Here is a 19,331-nt window from a genome sequence, read left to right on the forward strand (position 1 = left end):
AAACGGAAATGGTCCGCCGTCAATCGGACAGTTTGCCTTCTTTTGTCCCCAATGCATCGGCAAGGCGGGTTTGGGCCGATCCCGGGCGAAGGGGCTTTTGCTGACTGTCATCTGGGGACCAGCCGGTCAGGCAAATCAGTTCATAGGTGGTTTTCAACCGCCCTTGGGGGGTTGCGAAGTGTTCGGCGTATATCTGCTGGGCGCGGTCAAAGACCTGTCGCCGAGTGGGGCGTCTGATGCGGTCGGTTAGGCTGTTGGTCTCGCCCATTACGCGCAGATCCTGCATCAGATGTCGCAGGTCGCGGTATTCGGCCGTCAGTCGCGCCGTGTCGGCCACCGGCAGGGCCAGCCCGGCCCGTTGCAGCAAGCCGCCCATATCACGCAGCTCTCCCATCGGCGCGATGCGTGGGCTGAGCCCGCCCGAGACCTCGATCTCGGCCTGACCCAATGCTGCGCGCAGCTCGTGCAGGGTTTCTCCGCCCAGACAGACCACCAGCAGCAGCCCGTCAGGCTTTAGCGCCCGATGGCATTGGATCAACTGGCCTACGGGGTCGTTGGCCCAGTGCAGCGCCATTGCGTGAATCACCAGATCATGCGCACCGGGGGCCAGGGCCAGCACCTCATCATCGGCCACGATCTGTGCCTCTGGGAACACATCCCGCCAGATATGGGCAAACGGCGTCACCACAGCCGGGGCCGTAAAGGTTTTGTTAACCATGCTGAGTCGATCCTGAACCTCGTCCACGGCGGCGCGGTGCAGGAACAGGGCCTCGTCCCGGGTGCGGGCGCGACGCAGGGTCAGGGCCTCGCGGTCGAACAGAGAGGGTGCGTTGGAAGCAGGCAGTTTCATAAGGCGCAAGTATCGCATCTGGCCGCGGATTCAAACCGCCCTTCAGATGATCTATCCACCGCGTTGCATGGGCTGCGGCGAGTTGACCGAGTCTGACTTTGGCCTTTGCGGCGCGTGCTGGCGTGACACGCCGTTCATCGGCGGGGTCGTCTGCGAAAGCTGCGGGTTGCCTCTGCCGGGCGAGGCGGATGGGTACCGGATCGAATGCGATGACTGCATGAAGACGCCCCGGCCATGGCGGGATGGACGGTCGGCATTGTTGTATGACGGCAAGGCGCGAGGACTGATTTTGGCGTTCAAACACGGGGACCGGCCCGAACTGGCGCGCCCCGCTGCGCGCTGGATGACCGAGGCAGGTCGGGATTTGTTCCGCGAAGACATGCTTGTGGTGCCGGTGCCCTTGCATTGGTCCCGATTGCTGAAGCGACGCTACAATCAATCCGCTCTGTTGGCGCAGCATTTGGGCCAGCAAACCGGGCTGGAGGTCTGCCCCGATCTTCTGACCCGCCGGGTCAAAACGCCGGTTCTGGACGGGAAAACCGCCGCGCAAAGGGCCGAGACGCTGGAAAACGCCATCGCGCCCCATCCCAGGCGCATCAGCCGGATACAGGGTCGGGATGTCCTGCTTGTCGATGACGTGATGACCTCGGGTGCGACGCTGGCGGCCTGTGCGCGTGTCTGCATGGATGCAGGGGCAAATCATATTTTCGTGTTGACCCTAGCGCGCGTTGCCAAGGATGCCTAATTCGCGCAGGATTACGCGAAACCCGAAGGGATGATTTATGAAACCGGTTGAGATCTACACATCGCCTCTGTGCGGCTTCTGCCATGCCGCCAAGCGCCTGCTGAAGCAGAAAGGCGTCGAGTTCAAAGAGGTTGACGTCTTCATGCACCCCAAACGCAAGCCCGAGATGATCAAGCGCGCCGGCGGCAAACGCACCGTGCCGCAAATCTTCATCGGCACCCAGCACGTTGGCGGCTGTGATGAATTGTACGAGTTGGACCGTCAGGGCAAGTTGGATCGCCTGCTGGCGGCATGAAGACTGCGCTGCTGCAGATCACCTCGTCGGATGATCCGTCTGACAATCTGAACATGGTGCGCGCCCTGATGGCTGAGGCGGCCGCGCGGGGCGCGCAATTCATCCTGACACCCGAGGTGACGAACTGCGTCTCGACCTCGACCACGCGGCAACGCGAGGTGTTGCAGCACGAAGAAGATGACCAGACGCTGGCGGGCTTGCGTGAACAGGCTGCTGCGCTGGGCGTGTGGCTGCTGATCGGCTCGCTTGGGATCAAGACGCACGACGCCGATGGGCGCTTTGCCAACCGGTCGTTCATGATCGACCCGCAAGGGCAGATCGTGGCGCGCTATGACAAGATCCATATGTTCGACGTGCAGGTCTCGGAAACCGAAACCTTCCGCGAGTCGAAGAACTATCGCCCCGGCGACCGGGCCGTGATTGCGCAGACCGATTTCGGTAAGGTCGGCATGGCCATTTGCTATGACATCCGTTTTCCGCACCTCTTTGCTGCCTTGGCGCAGGCGGGTGCGCGAATTCTGACCGTTCCGGCGGCGTTTTCTCCGGTCACGGGCAAGGCGCATTGGGAATCGCTGCTGCGCGCGCGGGCGATTGAGACCGGCTGTTGGGTGCTGGCCCCGGCGCAAACGGGTGCGCACCCGAAAACGCGCGGAAAAACACGACATACGCATGGCCACACCATGGCCATTGCCCCGTGGGGAGAGGTCGTCATCGACGCAGGCACCGATCCGGGCATTCACATTTTCGATTTGGATGATAGTTCTGTGTCAGAGGCGCGCCGCCGCGTGCCCTCATTGACGCACCTGCGGCCCTTCGAAGGGCCCTGACCCAAGATCGGACCATGGCAGACGACACCAATGCCCTTGCGGTCACGCTGTTCAGCGAGATCCTGACCGCAGACCAACTATTGCGCAACCGGCTCAGCCGGGTGCTGCCCAAGGGCATGGAGATCTCGCATTTCTCGGTGCTGAACCATCTGGTGTTCGTGGGCGATGAGCGAACGCCCGCGCAACTGGCCAGCACATTCCACGTCACGCGCGGGGCGATGACCAATACCTTGGCTAAGCTGGAATGGGCCGGATACATCCACATCCGCCCCGACTGGGACGATGCCCGCCGCAAGATGGTCGCCATCAGCCCCGCCGGTCGTCGCGCGCGCGATCAGGCGATTTCGTCGATAGCCCCGCTGATCAACCGTGTGGTCGGAGAGCTTGGGCCGGAACGCGTCCGCAGCACGTTGCCGGTGCTGCGGGATTTACGATTGCAGTTGGAGGGGGAGTAGCCTCAGGCAGGCTTCACACTCGCCGTCACATAATTCACGCTCAGATCTCGGTCCGAGATCGACCAGCTCCACAGGATCGGATTAAACACAAATCCCTTGCGGTCCACTGGCTCCAGCCCGGCTTGGCGCAGCAGGTCGAACAGCTCATCGGGTGTGATGAACTTGTTCCACTCATGCGTGCCCCGCGGCAGCCAGCGCATAACAACCTCGGCCCCGAAGATGGCCATAGCGTAGGATTTCGGGTTGCGGTTGATGGTCGAACAAACTTGCAGTCCGCCGGGTTTCAACAATTGCTGAGTGGCGGTGAGATAGCCCAGCGGGTCGGCCACATGCTCGACCACTTCCATGTTCAGCACCACGTCGAACTGTTCGCCCGCGGCGGCCATGTCCTCGGCGGTGGTGTGGCGATAGTCGATGTCCAGCCCCGATTGTTCGGCATGGATGCGGGCGACGGGCAGGTTGCGTTCAGCAGCGTCGGCGCCCACGACCGTCGCGCCCAAACGCGCCATCGGTTCGCTCAGCAGCCCTCCGCCGCAGCCGATATCCAGCAGGCGCAGCCCCTCAAAGGGCTTCGCGGTCGTCAGGTCACGGTCAAATTCACCGGCAATCTGCTGCGTGATATAGTCCAGACGGCACGGATTGAGCATGTGCAGAGGTTTGAATTTCCCATGCGGGTCCCACCATTCTGCGGCCATTGCCTCGAATTTTGCGATCTCGGACGGGTCAACCGTGTTCGGATGCGCTTGCATTCCTGTCTCCGTGTGCTCTTTTACGTTTAAAGACTATATATAGGGCCCTAATGGATAAGTACCCGGACCAAAAGCGCGCAGTTCAATATCTGTACCCGCCGATCGACCCGTTCGATCAGCGCATGGTCGATGTGGGCGATGGGCACCGTATTTATATGGAGCAATGCGGCAATCCCGAAGGCTTGCCGGTCGTGATCCTGCATGGCGGCCCCGGTGGCGGGTGCAGCCCAGCGATGCGGCGCTATTTCGATCCGCGTGTGTTCCGGGTGATTCTGTTTGATCAACGCGGGTGCGGGCGGTCGCGGCCCCATGCGTCGGTGGTGGACAACACGACGTGGGATCTGGTGGAGGACATCGAGCGGTTGCGGACGCTGCTGGATATCGACGACTGGACGGTGTTTGGCGGCAGCTGGGGGGCGACCTTGGCGCTGATCTATGCACAGGCGCATCCAGACCGCGTCAATCGGCTGGTGCTGCGCGGCGTATTTCTGGCCACTCAGGCCGAGCTGGATTGGTTCTATGGCGGCGGCGCGGGCAAGTTCTGGCCCGAGCAATGGGCGAAATTCACCGCTTTGCTGACCGAGGATGAATTGTCGGACACAATCGGCGCTTATCACAAACGCCTGTTCTCGGGCGATCGGGCGACGGAAATCCTGTATGCGCGGGCCTGGTCGGCGTGGGAGAACGCGCTAGCTTCGATCCACTCGCACGGGTCCACGGGGGAAAGCCCCGGAGAATACGCGCGTGCCTTTGCGCGGCTTGAGAATCATTACTTCACCCATGGCGCGTTTCTTGAGAAGGACGGTCAGATTTTGGATCAGGTGGATCGGATCGCCCATATCCCCTGCCATATCGTGCAGGGGCGCTATGACATGATCTGCCCGCCGCAGGCCGCGTGGTCTTTGGCCGAACGTTGGCCCAATGCTGAGCTGAAGATGGTGCGACAAGCAGGCCATGCCCTGTCCGAACCCGGCATCAGCGCCGAGCTGGTGCGCATCATGGACCGCGTGGCGGAGGGCATCGCATGACCCGGATGGACCGTCGTGCCTTATTTGCCTCGGGTGCTGCGGCGGCTTTGCTGGCGGCCACAGGGACCTCGCTGGCGGATACGCCCAAAAAGGGCGGAACGCTGCGGCTGGCCGTGCCACGTGATGACAGTTTGGAGCAGATTGCGCGTGGGGCTGTCTTTGACACTCTGACCGAGATCGCGCCTGATGGCACTCTGCGCGGCGAATTGGCGACCGGGTGGCACACCGATGCGGATGCGCGAGTCTGGAGCTTTGACCTGCGCGGCGATGTGACCTTCCATGACGGCGGGGCGCTGGATGTGGCGGATGTGGTGTCGGTGCTGCAACAGGTCGGACGGGCCGAGGCGCTGACGGCGGCTTCGGTGCGGCTGGAACTGACCGAGGCCAATCCCGGCCTGCCGTTCCTGCTGGCCGATACGCGGTTCGTCATCACGCGCGATGGGCAGGGCGTGACGCCCTTGCACGCCGCCAATGGCACCGGGTGCTACCGGGTTGAACGGGCCCAGGATAATCGGCATTTTCTGGGCCGCCGGGTGGCGGATCACTACAAGGATGGACAGGCCGGTTGGGCCGACGCGCTTGAGGTGATCGTGATCCCTGACGCCCGCGTCCGGGCCGAGGCGTTGCGCGACGGGTACGTGGATGTCGCGGCGCTGCCAGATCGTGATGGGCTGATGGATCAGCGCGGCCTGCGCTATCACCCCAGCCAAGATGACATGGCGCTGGCCGTGGCCGGACAGGTGGGTATGCCACGCCAGATCGGGGGTCGCGCGCTGGACGACGGGCGGATCGCCGAACGGTGGTGGCTGGCCTGACCTGATCACGTTTCACGCCGGGGGTTGCAGACTCGGGAAAGCCTGCGTATATGCAGTTGCAACAGCGGCGCGTTGGACTTCTGGTTCAAGGCTCCACCGGAAAATACGACGGGCCGCGCGCCCGTTTTTTTGTGCCCGATTGAAGGGTAGAGATCTGAATGACAAACGACCTGATTGCCAAAGCTGCCATCGACCGGCGACTGGCCGAGATCATCACCCCTGTGATCGAGGATCTGGGGTATGAGCTTGTGCGCATCCGCCTGATGAGCGGCAAGACCACCACGTTGCAGATCATGGCCGACAAGCCCGATGGCGGCATCGAAGTGGATGATTGCGCGGAAATCTCGAACGCCGTCAGCGCTACGCTGGACGTCGAGGATCCGATTTTGGACGCCTATACGCTAGAGGTGTCCAGCCCCGGTATCGATCGCCCGCTGACCCGTCTCAAGGATTTTGAGAATTTCGAAGGGTATGAAGCGAAGATCGAAACCGCCGAACTGATCGACGGTCGCCGCCGCTTTAAGGGTGAGCTGGCCGGGATCGAAGGGGATGAAGTTCTGATCAACATCCCCGAGGGAGATGAGACGATCACCATCGGTCTGCAATTCGACTGGCTGAGCGACGCCAAGCTGGTTCTGACCGATGATCTGATCAAGGAAATGCTGCGCCAGCGCAAAGACGCTGGATCCTTAAACGAAAACGCTTTCGACGAGATTGAGACCGAAGGGTCCGAAGAGGAGACGAACTGATGGCAATCACCTCAGCCAACCAGCTGGAGCTGCTGCAGACCGCCGAGGCCGTGGCCCGCGAAAAGATGATCGACCCCAGTCTGGTTGTCGAAGCGATGGAAGAATCGCTCGCCCGTGCCGCCAAGAGCCGCTACGGCGCCGAGATGGACATCCGTGTCAGCATCGACCGCAAGACCGGTAAGGCGACCTTTACCCGCGTCCGCACCGTGGTTGAGGATGAGGAGCTGGAAAACTATCAGGCCGAGTTCACCGTCGAACAAGCCAAGCAGTACATGGAAAACCCTGAGGTCGGTGACGTCTTCGTCGAAGAAGTTCCTCCGGTTGAAATGGGCCGTATCGCGGCACAATCCGCTAAGCAGGTGATCCTGCAGAAGGTCCGCGAAGCGGAACGTGACCGTCAGTACGAAGAGTTCAAGGATCGCGCAGGCACCATCATCAACGGTGCGGTCAAGCGCGAGGAATTCGGCAATGTCATCGTCGATCTGGGCGGTGCCGAGGCCGTTCTGCGCCGCAATGACAAGATCGGCCGTGAAAGCTATCGCCCGAATGACCGCGTACGCGCCTATATCAAAGAGGTTCGCCGCGAGGTTCGTGGCCACCAGATCTTCCTGTCGCGCACCGCGCCGGAATTCATGGCCGAGCTGTTCAAAATGGAAGTGCCGGAAATCTATGACGGCATCATCGAGGTCAAGGCCGTGGCTCGTGACCCCGGTTCGCGCGCCAAGATCGCCGTGATCTCGTATGACGGCTCGATCGATCCTGTCGGCGCCTGCGTTGGTATGCGCGGCAGCCGCGTGCAGGCCGTTGTGAACGAGCTGCAGGGCGAAAAGATCGACATCATCCCGTGGAACGAAGATCAGCCGACCTTCCTTGTGAACGCTCTGCAACCCGCCGAAGTGTCCAAGGTGGTTCTGGATGAAGAAGCCGGCAAAATCGAAGTTGTGGTGCCTGAGGAGCAGCTCTCGCTGGCAATCGGTCGCCGCGGTCAGAACGTGCGTCTGGCCAGCCAGCTGACCAACCTGGACATCGACATCATGACCGAAGCCGAAGAATCGGCACGTCGTCAGAAGGAATTCGAAGCCCGCACGCAGCTGTTCATGGAGACGCTGGATCTGGACGAATTCTTCGCGCAATTGCTGGTTTCCGAAGGCTTCACCAACCTTGAAGAGGTCGCTTATGTCGAGATCGACGAGCTGCTGGTGATCGACGGCGTCGATGAAGGCACCGCGCAGGAATTGCAGACCCGCGCGCGTGAATTCCTGGAAGCACAGGCCAAGGCGGCTCTGGATGCAGCCCGCGCGCTTGGAGTCGAGGATAGCCTTATTGAATTCGAAGGCCTCACACCCCAGATGGTAGAGGCGCTGGCCAAGGATGACGTGAAGACTCTGGAAGACTTCGCCACCTGCGCCGACTGGGAACTGGCCGGTGGCTGGACCACGGTCGACGGCGAGCGCATCAAGGATGATGGTGTTCTGGAACCTTTCGGCGTGACGCTGGAAGAGGCACAGGACTTGGTCATGACGGCACGCATCATGCTGGGCTGGGTTGATCCGGCCGAGTTGGAGCAAGCCGACGAAGAAGGCGAGATCGAAGAGGAGGCCGAGGCCTGATCTCAGGGCCTCGGGGTGGCGTGAATGGGTCGCGGTGGCGTCCATAAGGATCGGTCGGACGGACCCGAACGCAAGTGCATCGCCACGGGTGAGGTTCAGCCCAAATACGGGCTGATCCGCTTTGTGATGGGGCCGGATGGTCAGGTCTTTCCCGATGTCGCGGCGAAATTGCCGGGGCGCGGGGTCTATGTGGCGGCGGATCGTACCGCGCTGGACAAGGCCGTTGGCAAAAAGCTGTTCTCGCGCGGGTTCAAGACGCAGGCGACTGCGCAAACGGACCTGGCGGATGAGGTCGAAAAGCAAGTCGCGCGGCGGGTGATCGAGCTGATCAGTCTGGCGCGCAAATCCGGTGACGCGGTTGCCGGGTATGAAAAGGTCAAGACGTGGCTGGACCGGGAAGAGGCCCAGGTACTGATTCAGGCCAGCGATGGATCGGGGCGCGGCAAGTCGAAACTCAGCACGCCGCACTTCGGAAAATACATCGGATGGCTGACTGCGGATGAATTAGGGGCGGCATTTGGGCGCCAAACCGTGATTCATGCGGCGCTGGCCTCTGGCGGACTCGCCAAACGTGTTGTAGAGGAAGCGCAGCGCCTGCGTGGCTTGCGCGAAACGGATGACGGCGGCAAGGGCCGCACGGAAGGGTAAGAAGCTTTATGAGCGATAGTGACGGCAAAAAGACATTGGGTCTTCGTGGCGGGGCACGCCCCGGAAATGTGAAACAGAGTTTCAGCCACGGACGCACCAAGAATGTCGTGGTGGAAACCAAACGCAAACGCGTGGTGGTCCCCAAGCCGGGTGCCGGAAAGCCGAGCGGCGGTGCAACGCCTTCGGGTGATCCGTCGCGCCGTCCTGCCGGGATTTCCGACGCCGAAATGGCCCGCCGGATGAAGGCGCTGCAGGCCGCTAAAGCGCGCGAGGTCGAAGAGGCCGCCGCCCGTGAGGCTGCTGAAAAGGCGCGTGAAGAAGAACGCGCCCGTCGCCGCGCGGAACAGGAAGCCAAGGAACGCGAACAGCGTGAGGCTGAAGAAAAGGCACGTGCCAAGGCCGAGGAAGAAGAGCGAAAGCGTCAGGAGGCAGAAGAAGCCGCCAAACGCGCCGCCGCTGCCCCCGCGCCCGAAGAGCCCAAAGCCGCGCGCAGCCCAGCCAGCAAGCCCGCACCTGCGGCTGCTCCGCGCAAGCAGGATCGCGAGCGTGAACAGCGCGGTCGTGGCAAGGGCCGTGATGACAACCGCCGCTCGGGTAAACTGACTCTGGGTCAGGCCACCGGTGGCGAAGGCAACCGCCAACGCTCGATGGCTGCGATGAAGCGCAAGCAGGAACGTGCGCGCCAGAAAGCCATGGGTGGTTCGGTTGAACGCGAAAAGGTGATCCGCGACGTTCAGCTGCCCGAGGCGATCATGGTTTCGGAACTGGCCAACCGTATGGCCGAGCGTGTCGCTGATGTTGTCAAATCGCTGATGCAGATGGGCATGATGGTCACGCAAAACCAGACCATCGACGCCGATACCGCGGAACTGATCATCGAAGAGTTTGGCCACAAGGTCACTCGTGTCTCCGATTCGGATGTGGAAGACGTCATCAAAGAGGTCGAGGACAAGGACGAGGACCTGCAGCCGCGTCCGCCGGTCATCACCATCATGGGTCACGTTGACCACGGTAAAACCTCGCTGCTGGATGCGATCCGCGACGCGCGCGTTGTGGCCGGTGAAGCCGGAGGCATCACCCAGCATATCGGCGCCTATCAGGTGAAAACCGATGGCGGCACCACGCTGACCTTCCTGGATACTCCGGGCCACGCGGCCTTTACCTCGATGCGCTCGCGCGGGGCTCAGGTCACGGATATCGTGGTTCTGGTGGTTGCCGCCGACGACGCGGTGATGCCGCAGACCATCGAGGCGATCAACCACGCTAAAGCGGCCGAAGTGCCGATGATCGTGGCGATCAACAAGGTCGACAAGCCGGATGCAAATCCGGACAAGGTGCGCACCGATCTGCTTCAGCATGAAGTGATCGTCGAGAAAATGTCAGGTGAGGTTCAGGACGTCGAAGTCTCCGCCATCACCGGTCAGGGTCTGGACGAATTGTTGGAAGCCATCGCGCTGCAGGCTGAGATTCTGGAACTGAAAGCCAACCCCGACCGCGCCGCCCAAGGTGCTGTGATCGAGGCGCAGCTAGATGTGGGTCGTGGCCCCGTGGCCACCGTTCTGGTTCAGAACGGTACGCTGCGTCAGGGCGATATCTTTGTTGTGGGTGAGCAATACGGTAAGGTCCGTGCGCTGATCAACGACAAGGGCGACCGCGTCAAAGAGGCAGGCCCCTCGGTTCCGGTTGAGGTTCTGGGTCTCAACGGCACGCCCGAAGCCGGTGACGTTCTGAACGTGACCGAGACCGAAGCGCAGGCCCGCGAGATTGCTGCCTATCGTGAGCAAGCCGCCAAGGACAAACGCGCCGCCGCCGGTGCCGCGACCACCCTTGAGCAGCTGATGCAGAAGGCCAAGGAAGACGAAAATGTCACCGAGCTGCCGATTCTGATGAAGGCGGACGTACAAGGTTCGGCCGAAGCCATCGTTCAGGCGATGGAGAAGATCGGCAACGAAGAAGTGCGCGTGCGCGTTCTGCATTCGGGTGTCGGTGCAATCACCGAGACGGATGTCGGTCTGGCCGAAGCCTCCGGCGCGCCGATCTTTGGCTTCAACGTCCGTGCGAACGCCTCGGCGCGGAACACTGCGAACCAGAAGGGTGTGGAAATCCGCTATTACTCGGTGATCTATGACCTCGTGGATGACGTGAAAGCAGCTGCTTCGGGCCTGCTGAGTGCCGAGATCCGCGAGAAGTTCATCGGTTACGCCGAGATTCGCGAAGTCTTCAAGGTCACTGGCGTCGGCAAGGTTGCTGGTTGTCTGGTTACAGAAGGTGTCGCACGTCGTTCCGCAGGTGTCCGCTTGCTGCGCGACAACGTGGTGATCCACGAAGGCACGCTGAAAACGCTGAAGCGCTTCAAGGACGAAGTGACCGAGGTTCAGTCGGGTCAGGAATGCGGTATGGCGTTCGAAAATTACGACGACATCCGCGCCGGCGACGTGATCGAGATCTTCGAGCGCGAAGAGGTCACGCGGACGCTGGACTGATCCGATTGCTACAGAAGAAATCGACAAAAGCGGTCCCATTGGGCCGCTTTTTTTGCCTTTGTTAAGCTCCAACGACTGCACTGCGGGACAAAGCGGAAATCGCAATGCGTATCGACTGGCCTTTGCGGCCACTTACTTGGCAAAGCCGCTGCCGCGGCGCGGCCGTAAAAGCAGCCGTTTGCTGTAGATGCCAGAACCTAATTCAACAAAACTCTCGGCCTGCGGGACAGGTGTTACGTCACCATTCTGTTCAAATGGCGCTGAGCGACCGGCAGAAATTTGTTCGCACTACACTCTTCGGGAAAACAAACCCTTGGGAGACTGTTTCAAGTAACCTTGTCACTTCATCCGCAGATTGGTGAAAACCTCGTTTGGTATATGGTCGGAAAAAGCTCTAGCTTTCTGATCACTAAACACAGACCAAAGTCATCGCTTTAAGCCGTTAGGCAGCTTCTCGCTCCACTTTCGCAATTCGTCGAGAAACCCAAGTGCCGTGCGGCCAAGGTCAGTGATAGAATACTGCACGGAAACCGGCGCGGTATCCATCACGTGTCGGCTCACCAGCCCCTGATCCTCTAGTTGGCGCAGCCGCTCGGCAATCATCTTTTTGCTGGCCCCGCCCAGCAACCGAGCAAGATCGTTGAAACGCACCGGACGATCCTTCAGGTGCCATAGGATGGACCCGGTCCATTTGCCCCCGATGATCCGCATGCCCTGCTCAATTGCGCATGGCTCCTGACAGGCCTCTGTCACAATTTTGCGCCCTTTTACATCTTCGTCCACCCGCGCCCGCATCGCTATCCATTTCCTTATGCATAAGGTTACAAAAAGTATACTAGTTGATTTTCTTCACCTCAATACTCAAATGCTCTCAACCCCCTCATTCGTCAAGGGGTTCATACAGTGCACATATAGGATATGGACATGAGCAAAATCCTGATCGTGAACGGCACTCAGCCGTATGAGTTCGCCCCCGGACAATTGAACGCTAGCCTGGTCGAACGCGCAGGCAACACGTTGGCCTCAATGGGCCACGAAGTACGTATGACCACCGTTGCGGATGGCTATGACGCAAATTCAGAGGTTGAGGCGCATGTTTGGGCCGATACGGTCATCATGCAGTTCCCGGTAAACTGGATGGGCGTCCCATGGATCTTCAAGAAATATATGGATGAGGTCTACACAGCCGGGATGGATGGCCGCCTATGCGATGGTGACGGTCGCACCACCAACGCACCAAAGGCCAATTACGGCATGGGTGGGTCACTGCACGGCAAGACATACATGCTTTCGGTGACATTTAATGCGCCGAAGGAAGCATTCGACAACCCCACCGAGCCGTTCTTTGCCGGGGCAAGCGTTGACGATCTGCTGCGCCCCATGCATCTGAACGCCAAGTTCTTTGGTATGCAGGCCCTGCCGACATTCGCTGCCTTCGATGTTATGAAGAACCCCGAAATCGAGGCTGATTTCGCTCGATTTGACGCGCATCTGAAAACCACTTTTTCCGAGGTCGAACATGTCCCAGCCTGATATTCACCTTTATACTGCAGGCACGATGAACGGCTACAAACCGGTCATTTTTTTGGAGGAGGCAGGTGTTCCCTACAGCCTGACTCATATCAATTTTTCCAAACAGGAACAAAAGGCGCCGGACTATCTGGCGCTGAACCCAAATGGAAAGATCCCGACAATCGAGGATCGTTCGGAAGGCCGCGCGATCTTCGAATCCGGTGCGATCCTGTGGCATCTGGCTGAGAAATACGGAAAATTCCTGCCGTCGGACCCGGTCAAGCGGTCCGAGGTTATGCAGTGGATGCTGTTTCAGGTCGGCCACGTGGGACCAATGATGGGACAGGCAATGTATTTCCAGCATATCGCCGCCCCCAATGGCCATGAAGAGCCATTCTCGATCCGTCGCTACGTGGACGAAAGCCGCCGGTTGATGGAGGTGATGAATACACGTCTGGAGGGGCGTGAATGGATCGCAGCGGACGAATACACAATTGCCGACATGATGCTGTACCCGTGGGCGCGTGCCTATGTCTGGGCCCGAGTGGATGTGTCGGACTTTCCGCATTTGAACGCCTGGTTCGACCGGATTGATGCCCGACCCGCTGTGCAGCGAGCGCTGACCATCCCCAAGGCCAACCCACAATTCTGGGATGCTGACGCAGATGCCAGCGCTTTTGCCAAGGAAAACGCAGCGCGTTTTTCCGGCGACGTGAAAGGAACCTAAGCCATGCCAGTTGCGCCCTCTATCCGTGTCGATGTCGTGTCAGACGTTGTTTGTCCATAGTGTGTGATTGGCTACCACCAGCTCGCCAAGGCCGCCCGCGACACAGGCGTCGAACTTGATATCCACTGGCACCCATTCGAGCTGAACCCTCAGATGACAGAAGGCGGAGAGAACCTGCGCGACCATCTGGTACCGAAATACGGGACCACTTTGGAAGGCTCGAACCAGGCGAGAGCCCGCCTGACCGAGATGGGCGCGGCACTGGGATTCACGTTCAATTACGCCGATGACATGCGGATGTATAACACCTTCCGCGCGCATCAATTGATTGACTGTGCAGCCGAGCAAGGCAAAGGCCACGACATGTAGCAGGCCCTCTTTTCGGCGTTCTTTACACGTTGCGAAAACGTCTCTGATGTACAGGTTCTGGCCGAAGTGGCTGCAGGCATCGGGCTGAACCGAGCGGATGCGTTGGACATGTTGCAAAGCCAAGATCGAGCCAATCTCGTGCGCCAGAAAGAGCAATTCTGGATCAGCCAAGGTGTTCGGGGCGTGCCCGCAATGGTGTTCGACCAACGTTACCTTGTGACCGGCGCACAGGGCGAGCAAAACTACGCCCGCATCTTGCGGGATCTACAAGACGACAGGGCTGCGTAAAACCCGTGAATACCAGGCGCTTCCAGCGCAAAAACCCACGATCGGACGGGTGTTGCCCGGCATGCCACCGCTGAGAAACCATAGCGGGGGGTCGCATGACGTAAGTCTCCGCGACAACCTTCCTCTTGTAGAAAAAACCTAGTCGGAGTGGCCGCATGTCGGCCACCATAGCCTTTCAATCTTGAAGAGTTCCCAATTTATGACACAGCATGACCACCCCATGTGGCGAAAGCCCCAACATCACCAGGACCTCGACCACGCACATGATCATGTCCACTGGGCCGAGCTGTTCTACGACCTGATCCATGTCGTGACGATCTTTCTGCTGGGCAACTACTTGTCGCATCATCTTGATCTGCATGGTTTTCTTGTCTTCGCTGGGGTCTTCATCACGCTCTGGTACGCGTGGGGCGAACTCAGCATATTCAACTCGATCTACGTCAGCACCGACTTCTGGCACCGGCTGATTATGGCCGTGATGGTCTGCACGGTGATGTTCATGGCAGCGGCGATCCCGGCTATTGAAGGAAAGGGTTGGGTTTTCTTCGCGCTAGGATTTGCAGCGAACCGGGCCATGATCGCAGCGCTGTACTATCGCGCTCGGCGGGCCAATTCATCAGGCGAGTCAATGTCCTCGGCGCAAATCCGCAATTTCTCGGTCTTTGCGGTGATCTTTGCGATTACAGCCTCTTTGCCCACACCTCTTGCTTACTGGGCGTTTGCCGCCGCAATGGTGGCTACACAGGCAATGTACATGATCCCCGGTGTAACAGTCCTGCGTTTCGAGAGGTTTGTCCCGCGCCTTGGTCATATGGCTGAGCGGTTTGCTCTGTTGACGTTGATCGTATTGGGGGAAGGGTTCTTCAAACTGGTCGTTACCCTGTCCGAAAAAGGAATTTACAAAGTATCGCCGGACGTATTGGTCAACTTCGTCATCGGCGGCGTCTCGATGTTCGTGATGTGTTGGGTCTATTTCGACTTTGTCGGCAATGCCAAACCAAAGGACAAAAAGGTATCGACGTTGGTCATCTGGTGGCTTGCGCACCTGATCTTGATGCTTTGCGGCGTCATGGTCGGCGTGGCTCTTGCTGCCGAGGTGAAAGTCGGATTTTGGGAACCATACCCAACAGAATATGCTGCCATTGGCTGTTTCGGACTTGCCGGTTACATCGCCATGCTGTGGGTGCTGCAAAACGTCATAGAACATCGTTTGGCAACGGATTTCGGGCGATGGGATGTGCGTGTATTCGGGATAGTGCTGGCAATCATCTGTTTCTTTATCGTCCCACATGTCCCCTCCTTGGTTGGCAATCTGATCTGGGGGACAGCTTTGCTATCGCAAATCGCGATCCCCCTCACGCGCGCCTGGACGCAGTTTCGACATGAGTGAGGCAGTCACAAGTTCGGGCTATCTAAGAAGGAAAGTATATTGGTGGCTCGAGCGCCCGGACCGGGCGGCCATCGGTCCCTGGTTGCTTGAGATAGCACTGATTGCCCTAATCACGCTGAATGTGGCCGCCGTTATCCTAGAGACGGTCGATTCCATATACACCCGCTGGGGCCTGGCGCTGAACCTCTTTGAGGGTCTTTCTCTGTTCGTATTCGTGGTCGAATACTCGGCAAGGCTGTGGGTCGCCACCGAAAATCCAAAGTACAAATCGCGCGCTGCTTGGGCCGTTTCCCCGATCGCCATCATCGATTTACTAGCGATTTTACCTGCGCTGCTCTATTTGATCTTCCCGGTTGATCTGCGTCTACTCCGGACCTTCCGCATGCTGCGACTACTCAAACTTACTCGGTACTCGCCTGCACTCGGCATGCTGCTTGCTGTGTTTGAGGAAGAGGCCGGCGCATTCTTTGCAGGTTTCTTCATCCTGATGGTGATGCTGATCTTTGCGGCCAGTGGTGCTTGGCTGGCAGAGCACGAGGCGCAACCGGAGGCATTCGGCTCGATCCCAGCGGCGATGTGGTGGGCGATGGCAACGCTGACGACCGTTGGTTATGGCGACGTGACGCCCGTGACAGTTGCCGGTAAGGTCTTCGGCGCTGCGATCACGGTGATTGGCATTGGTATGGCTGCGTTGCCTGCAGGGATCATTGCCAGCGGCCTAAACGACCAGTTGCACCGCCGACGGGCCAGTCTGGAACGTGAATTTCGAAGGGCCTTGGAAGATGGCGATATCTGCGAAGCCGATGAGAAGGAAATCGACGCAGTTCGCAAGCAATTGGGTCTCTCGCGCCGCGCTGCAGATCATATCCGAAACCGCGTGCATGCCGAAACGATGCCACAGGTTGATCACTGTCCCACCTGCGGTCAGCCAACGAAGCAAAGTGACAAGCCCTGAACGGTCACTTCCGTTCGGCACGCGTCAGCTTGACCGCCCGAACAAGCTGTCAACCGTGTCTGAGATTTGTTTTGAAAACCGAGCCGTCAATTCACTGGCCTGCGTTTTGCCGTACATCCCACCAATCGCATTCATTGAAATGGCAAAATACTGCACTGCTCCGATCAATTGAAATACCCGGGCGCGCAGTTCGGTTTCACTTGCTTCTTGCCCGACCGGGGTATGACTGGCGATCTCAATCAAACTGTCCAGATAGACCTTCATCGGCCAAACTTTGGCATTCGTCTGAACGTCTAGTAACGCTCGAACAGTCAGCCGCGCGTCATCGGGCAGCGATAAGTTGGACGCCAGAAATCGATCAAAATAGGTCTTTAGGTGCATCACTGGATCGGGCTGTTTCGCCGCTTCGATTTCAGCAAATTGCCTGTTGGCGAGACCGGATAGAACCTCGGAATACAGCTTTTGCTTCGTTCCGAAGAAATGCAACAAGGCCTGTTTTGACACACCTGCTTCGCCGGCCAAAGCGGCAAGGCTTGCGCCATGATATCCGTGGGTTGCAAACTGTTTTGAGGCGACCGTCAAATAGCCTGCCCTGGGATCGTTTTGCCTATTCATGGAACGCTCTCCTTTTGTGACGCTACGTATCAGATGAATTTTGGCTTACCAAGCGGTAAGACGCTTACCGATTGGTAAGTGAGGGCGGATTGATGGACAGACAAACAGAAATCGAACTGATAAAAGAGATCATCGGACTGGCCGATCAGAAATCGGCTTTCCTGGATGATTCGATCGCGCATTCCCCGATTTCACGCTACTCCAGCTCGGAACGATTCGAGCGTGAGCGGGCTATGATCTTCACGCGGCGCCCTGTTATCGTCGCGCAAAGCTCGGAGCTTGAAGTGCCTCGTGCTTTTCTGACCAAACGGTTTTTAGACTTGCCTGTTTTGCTGACACGCGACGAAAATGGGAATGTTCGTGCTTTCCTTAACGTTTGCCGTCACCGCGGCGCGAAATTGGAACGCGAGGCAAAGGGCTGCAAGCGAGTCTTTACTTGCCCCTACCACGCCTGGAGCTGGACCAACGAAGGTGAATTGCGTGCAGTGCCGCAAGAAGCGCAGGGTTTTCCTGACCTTCCACGTGCTGAGCGCGGCCTGCGTCGATTGCCCTGCGCCGAGAAAAATGGGTTCATTTGGATCGTTGCAGACCCAGATATCGCTGAGATGCCGGATATTGATGGCTGGCTTGCGGGGATCGGTGCGGAGCTGGATTGGATCGGGCTGGATCAGCACCGTATCGCCGCGATCGAAGAGATTGACATTAAGGCAAACTGGAAGTTGTTGATGGAAGGTGGAATGGAAGCTTATCACTTCCGGGTCGCCCACAAGAACACGATAGGTCCCTATTTCCCCGACAATCTGCTGACCTACCAGATGTTCGGTCCGCATATGCGCGCAATTCTGCCTCGGATTTCAATGCCAGATATGCGCGATACGCCCGAAGACAAGTGGGAAATACGATGGGATGCCAATATGGTGTATACCTTGATGTCAAACTCTCAGCTTTTAGTGCAACAGGACCATGTTATGTGGTTCCATTTCGAACCCATTGCCCATGACTTGACCCATGTCCGAATGGCAACGCTGGTTCCACGTGCCTTGCCAGATACGGAGGAGATGCAAGCACATTGGGACAAGAACCAAAAAATCACAGTGACAGCATTGATGGAGGATTTCGAATTGGGCGAAGAAATCCAATCCGGCTTTGCCTCGCGCGGCAACCCAAGCCATCTATTCGGACGTTTCGAAGGCGCGCTACACCGATTTAACGCGAGCGTCGAAGAAATGCTTGCAGGCTAAAAACCTTTGACCTTCTTGTTAGCGGCCTGGAAACTCACAGCTACACGGGCTTTGTGCAGTCGTTCGCTGCGGAATGGCGCAGTTTTGTCAATTGAAGGTCCGCTAAGGGCTCGAACCGGACGCTCCTGGCGTCGCAGAAAATGCCCTTGCCTATTTCGTCGCCGCCCAAAACGTCCCCGGATGCATGATGATATCGAAATGCTGCAAGCCCTTTTGCAGATCGAAATTGACTGAATGCCCACCCTTGCGCAGCAGTTCAGCATAGTCCCGGCTTTGGCGAATGAATTCGGGTGTGTCTCGTTCGCCGACGGTTACTCGATAGCGCGGGCCGGGTGCTGGGAGGTGCAGGATGGGGGACAGGTCGTGCACTTCGACAGGGGTTAGTTGCAGAGGATCGTTGACAGGCGTCAGGCTGATCGGCTCCAGATCGTACACCCCGCTGATCAGGATCACATCGCGCACGCGCAGTCCGGCGCGGGCCAGCGCGTCAGCTGAGGTGGCCATGACCATCGCTGCCAGATGCGCCCCGGCGCTGTGACCAGACAGAGTGATGCGCGCAGGGTCAAACCCCAGATTACCGGCGTTTGCGGCCAGCCATAGCAGGGCGGTGCGGCATTCTTCGATCATGTCGCCGATCCGCGCATCGGGGGCCAGAGTGTAGTTGAGGGTGGCAAAGGATTGCTCGGCCTCGATCATCGCCGGGGCCACCATGGCGGATTCACGCTGGCTGAGCGCCTGCCAATAGCCGCCGTGGATGAACACATGCAACGGTGCGCCTGTGCCTTTTGCGGGGAAGAAATCCAGCACCTGCGTGGGGCTATCACCGTACGCGAGGTTCTCATGACAGTCCAATTGCGCCCGGTGCTGCGCGCTGAGCGCGGCCCAGCTTTCGACATAGGGCGTTAGGTCGCCGCCAATCATCGAGCGGGGGGAATATTCCTGATCCAGTTCGGCCTGTGTGAAACCTCGGTACAGCATGG

Annotated in this window: 20 protein-coding genes and 1 pseudogene; 16 read left to right on the plus strand and 5 right to left on the minus strand. The window is 58.9% G+C overall.

What is annotated here, in order from left to right; translation table 11 throughout:
- Positions 1–19: 19 nt before the first annotated feature.
- Positions 20–850, minus strand: a complete 831-nt coding sequence (locus tag GOV80_RS16685; RefSeq protein ID WP_170786432.1) for a methyltransferase domain-containing protein — start codon at positions 848–850, stop codon at positions 20–22.
- Between the two features lie 46 nt (positions 851–896).
- Here GOV80_RS16685 and GOV80_RS16690 point away from each other — a divergent pair, with 46 nt between their 5' ends.
- The 4 genes from GOV80_RS16690 to GOV80_RS16705 are packed head-to-tail and all read left to right on the plus strand — an operon-like array spanning position 897 to position 3,172.
- A complete protein-coding gene (locus tag GOV80_RS16690; RefSeq protein ID WP_170770971.1) occupies positions 897–1,595 on the plus strand; it encodes a ComF family protein in 699 nt (232 codons plus the stop codon).
- A 37-nt stretch (positions 1,596–1,632) separates the two neighbouring features.
- Positions 1,633–1,890: a glutaredoxin 3 gene (grxC, locus tag GOV80_RS16695; protein ID WP_170770969.1), complete on the plus strand. Its 258-nt coding sequence runs from the start codon at positions 1,633–1,635 to the stop codon at positions 1,888–1,890.
- Entirely contained in the window at positions 1,887–2,717 is an 831-nt protein-coding gene (locus GOV80_RS16700; protein WP_170770967.1) for a carbon-nitrogen hydrolase family protein, read from the plus strand. The genes grxC and GOV80_RS16700 overlap by 4 nt, the downstream gene beginning before the upstream one ends.
- A gap of 14 nt (positions 2,718–2,731) precedes the next feature.
- Complete coding sequence (locus GOV80_RS16705) at positions 2,732–3,172, plus strand: MarR family winged helix-turn-helix transcriptional regulator (RefSeq protein ID WP_170770965.1); 441 nt, start codon at positions 2,732–2,734, stop codon at positions 3,170–3,172.
- A gap of 2 nt (positions 3,173–3,174) precedes the next feature.
- On the opposite strand, the gene ubiG is transcribed toward GOV80_RS16705, so the two are convergent.
- Positions 3,175–3,921: a bifunctional 2-polyprenyl-6-hydroxyphenol methylase/3-demethylubiquinol 3-O-methyltransferase UbiG gene (ubiG, locus tag GOV80_RS16710; RefSeq protein ID WP_170770963.1), complete on the minus strand. Its 747-nt coding sequence runs from the start codon at positions 3,919–3,921 to the stop codon at positions 3,175–3,177.
- Between the two features lie 50 nt (positions 3,922–3,971).
- On the opposite strand from ubiG, the gene pip reads away from it, so the two are divergent.
- The 6 genes from pip to infB all read left to right on the plus strand — a co-directional run bounded on the left by pip (position 3,972) and on the right by infB (position 11,254).
- Entirely contained in the window at positions 3,972–4,949 is a 978-nt protein-coding gene (gene pip / locus GOV80_RS16715) for a prolyl aminopeptidase (protein ID WP_170770961.1), read from the plus strand.
- Positions 4,946–5,764, plus strand: a complete 819-nt coding sequence (locus tag GOV80_RS16720) for an ABC transporter substrate-binding protein (RefSeq protein WP_170786434.1) — start codon at positions 4,946–4,948, stop codon at positions 5,762–5,764. Before pip ends, GOV80_RS16720 begins: the two co-directional genes overlap by 4 nt.
- A 158-nt stretch (positions 5,765–5,922) precedes the next feature.
- Positions 5,923–6,513, plus strand: coding sequence for a ribosome maturation factor RimP (rimP, locus tag GOV80_RS16725; RefSeq protein WP_170770957.1), 591 nt, complete (start codon positions 5,923–5,925; stop codon positions 6,511–6,513).
- Positions 6,513–8,123 carry a transcription termination factor NusA gene (gene nusA / locus GOV80_RS16730; RefSeq protein WP_170786436.1) on the plus strand — a complete coding sequence of 537 codons (1,611 nt, stop codon included), beginning with the start codon at positions 6,513–6,515 and terminating at the stop codon, positions 8,121–8,123. Before rimP ends, nusA begins: the two co-directional genes overlap by 1 nt.
- A 24-nt stretch (positions 8,124–8,147) precedes the next feature.
- Positions 8,148–8,771, plus strand: coding sequence for an RNA-binding protein (locus GOV80_RS16735; protein WP_170786438.1), 624 nt, complete (start codon positions 8,148–8,150; stop codon positions 8,769–8,771).
- Positions 8,772–8,779: 8 nt separating this feature from the next.
- Positions 8,780–11,254: a translation initiation factor IF-2 gene (infB, locus tag GOV80_RS16740; protein ID WP_170770950.1), complete on the plus strand. Its 2,475-nt coding sequence runs from the start codon at positions 8,780–8,782 to the stop codon at positions 11,252–11,254.
- Between the two features lie 426 nt (positions 11,255–11,680).
- On the opposite strand, the gene GOV80_RS16745 is transcribed toward infB, so the two are convergent.
- A complete protein-coding gene (locus GOV80_RS16745; protein WP_237215888.1) occupies positions 11,681–11,965 on the minus strand; it encodes a winged helix-turn-helix transcriptional regulator in 285 nt (94 codons plus the stop codon).
- Between the two features lie 213 nt (positions 11,966–12,178).
- On the opposite strand from GOV80_RS16745, the gene GOV80_RS16750 reads away from it, so the two are divergent.
- From GOV80_RS16750 to GOV80_RS16770, 5 genes and pseudogenes are all read left to right on the plus strand, one after another.
- On the plus strand, positions 12,179–12,787 hold the full coding sequence (locus GOV80_RS16750) for an NAD(P)H-dependent oxidoreductase (protein WP_170786440.1): 609 nt from the start codon (positions 12,179–12,181) through the stop codon (positions 12,785–12,787).
- Positions 12,774–13,493 carry a glutathione S-transferase family protein gene (locus tag GOV80_RS16755; RefSeq protein WP_170786441.1) on the plus strand — a complete coding sequence of 240 codons (720 nt, stop codon included), beginning with the start codon at positions 12,774–12,776 and terminating at the stop codon, positions 13,491–13,493. Before GOV80_RS16750 ends, GOV80_RS16755 begins: the two co-directional genes overlap by 14 nt.
- Positions 13,494–13,556: 63 nt before the next feature.
- A pseudogene (locus GOV80_RS16760) lies at positions 13,557–14,150 on the plus strand (DsbA family oxidoreductase).
- 199 nt (positions 14,151–14,349) lie between these two features.
- Positions 14,350–15,540, plus strand: coding sequence for a low temperature requirement protein A (locus GOV80_RS16765; protein WP_170786444.1), 1,191 nt, complete (start codon positions 14,350–14,352; stop codon positions 15,538–15,540).
- On the plus strand, positions 15,533–16,495 hold the full coding sequence (locus GOV80_RS16770) for an ion transporter (RefSeq protein WP_170786446.1): 963 nt from the start codon (positions 15,533–15,535) through the stop codon (positions 16,493–16,495). Before GOV80_RS16765 ends, GOV80_RS16770 begins: the two co-directional genes overlap by 8 nt.
- A 24-nt stretch (positions 16,496–16,519) precedes the next feature.
- Here the strand turns inward: GOV80_RS16770 and GOV80_RS16775 are convergent, their stop codons facing one another.
- Positions 16,520–17,110 (minus strand): TetR/AcrR family transcriptional regulator, encoded by a 591-nt coding sequence (locus tag GOV80_RS16775; RefSeq protein ID WP_170770938.1) that lies wholly within the window; start codon positions 17,108–17,110, stop codon positions 16,520–16,522.
- 92 nt (positions 17,111–17,202) lie between these two features.
- Here GOV80_RS16775 and GOV80_RS16780 point away from each other — a divergent pair, with 92 nt between their 5' ends.
- On the plus strand, positions 17,203–18,351 hold the full coding sequence (locus GOV80_RS16780) for an aromatic ring-hydroxylating oxygenase subunit alpha (protein ID WP_170786447.1): 1,149 nt from the start codon (positions 17,203–17,205) through the stop codon (positions 18,349–18,351).
- A gap of 150 nt (positions 18,352–18,501) precedes the next feature.
- Here GOV80_RS16780 and GOV80_RS16785 read toward each other — a convergent pair whose 3' ends face one another.
- The gene (locus GOV80_RS16785) at positions 18,502–19,329 is read right to left on the minus strand and encodes an alpha/beta hydrolase (protein WP_170770934.1); all 828 of its coding nucleotides are present in this window, start codon (positions 19,327–19,329) and stop codon (positions 18,502–18,504) included.
- Positions 19,330–19,331: the final 2 nt, after the last annotated feature.

Origin of the sequence: Ruegeria lacuscaerulensis (genome assembly GCF_013034685.1) — a bacterium.
Classification (GTDB): domain Bacteria; phylum Pseudomonadota; class Alphaproteobacteria; order Rhodobacterales; family Rhodobacteraceae; genus Ruegeria; species Ruegeria lacuscaerulensis_B.

Bases quoted from the DNA above. Each gene is read 5' to 3' on its own strand.
- rimP (WP_170770957.1), top strand. From the start codon at position 5,923: ATGACAAACGACCTGATTGCCAAAGCTGCCATCGACCGGCGACTGGCC.
- grxC (WP_170770969.1), top strand. From the start codon at position 1,633: ATGAAACCGGTTGAGATCTACACATCGCCTCTGTGCGGCTTCTGCCAT.
- infB (WP_170770950.1), top strand. From the start codon at position 8,780: ATGAGCGATAGTGACGGCAAAAAGACATTGGGTCTTCGTGGCGGGGCA.
- nusA (WP_170786436.1), top strand. From the start codon at position 6,513: ATGGCAATCACCTCAGCCAACCAGCTGGAGCTGCTGCAGACCGCCGAG.
- GOV80_RS16745 (WP_237215888.1), bottom strand. From the start codon at position 11,965: ATGCGGATCATCGGGGGCAAATGGACCGGGTCCATCCTATGGCACCTG.
- GOV80_RS16690 (WP_170770971.1), top strand. From the start codon at position 897: ATGATCTATCCACCGCGTTGCATGGGCTGCGGCGAGTTGACCGAGTCT.
- pip (WP_170770961.1), top strand. From the start codon at position 3,972: ATGGATAAGTACCCGGACCAAAAGCGCGCAGTTCAATATCTGTACCCG.
- GOV80_RS16735 (WP_170786438.1), top strand. From the start codon at position 8,148: ATGGGTCGCGGTGGCGTCCATAAGGATCGGTCGGACGGACCCGAACGC.
- ubiG (WP_170770963.1), bottom strand. From the start codon at position 3,921: ATGCAAGCGCATCCGAACACGGTTGACCCGTCCGAGATCGCAAAATTC.
- GOV80_RS16770 (WP_170786446.1), top strand. From the start codon at position 15,533: ATGAGTGAGGCAGTCACAAGTTCGGGCTATCTAAGAAGGAAAGTATAT.
- GOV80_RS16765 (WP_170786444.1), top strand. From the start codon at position 14,350: ATGACACAGCATGACCACCCCATGTGGCGAAAGCCCCAACATCACCAG.
- GOV80_RS16720 (WP_170786434.1), top strand. From the start codon at position 4,946: ATGACCCGGATGGACCGTCGTGCCTTATTTGCCTCGGGTGCTGCGGCG.
- GOV80_RS16750 (WP_170786440.1), top strand. From the start codon at position 12,179: ATGAGCAAAATCCTGATCGTGAACGGCACTCAGCCGTATGAGTTCGCC.
- GOV80_RS16705 (WP_170770965.1), top strand. From the start codon at position 2,732: ATGGCAGACGACACCAATGCCCTTGCGGTCACGCTGTTCAGCGAGATC.
- GOV80_RS16775 (WP_170770938.1), bottom strand. From the start codon at position 17,110: ATGAATAGGCAAAACGATCCCAGGGCAGGCTATTTGACGGTCGCCTCA.
- GOV80_RS16780 (WP_170786447.1), top strand. From the start codon at position 17,203: ATGGACAGACAAACAGAAATCGAACTGATAAAAGAGATCATCGGACTG.
- GOV80_RS16685 (WP_170786432.1), bottom strand. From the start codon at position 850: ATGAAACTGCCTGCTTCCAACGCACCCTCTCTGTTCGACCGCGAGGCC.
- GOV80_RS16785 (WP_170770934.1), bottom strand. From the start codon at position 19,329: ATGCTGTACCGAGGTTTCACACAGGCCGAACTGGATCAGGAATATTCC.
- GOV80_RS16700 (WP_170770967.1), top strand. From the start codon at position 1,887: ATGAAGACTGCGCTGCTGCAGATCACCTCGTCGGATGATCCGTCTGAC.
- GOV80_RS16755 (WP_170786441.1), top strand. From the start codon at position 12,774: ATGTCCCAGCCTGATATTCACCTTTATACTGCAGGCACGATGAACGGC.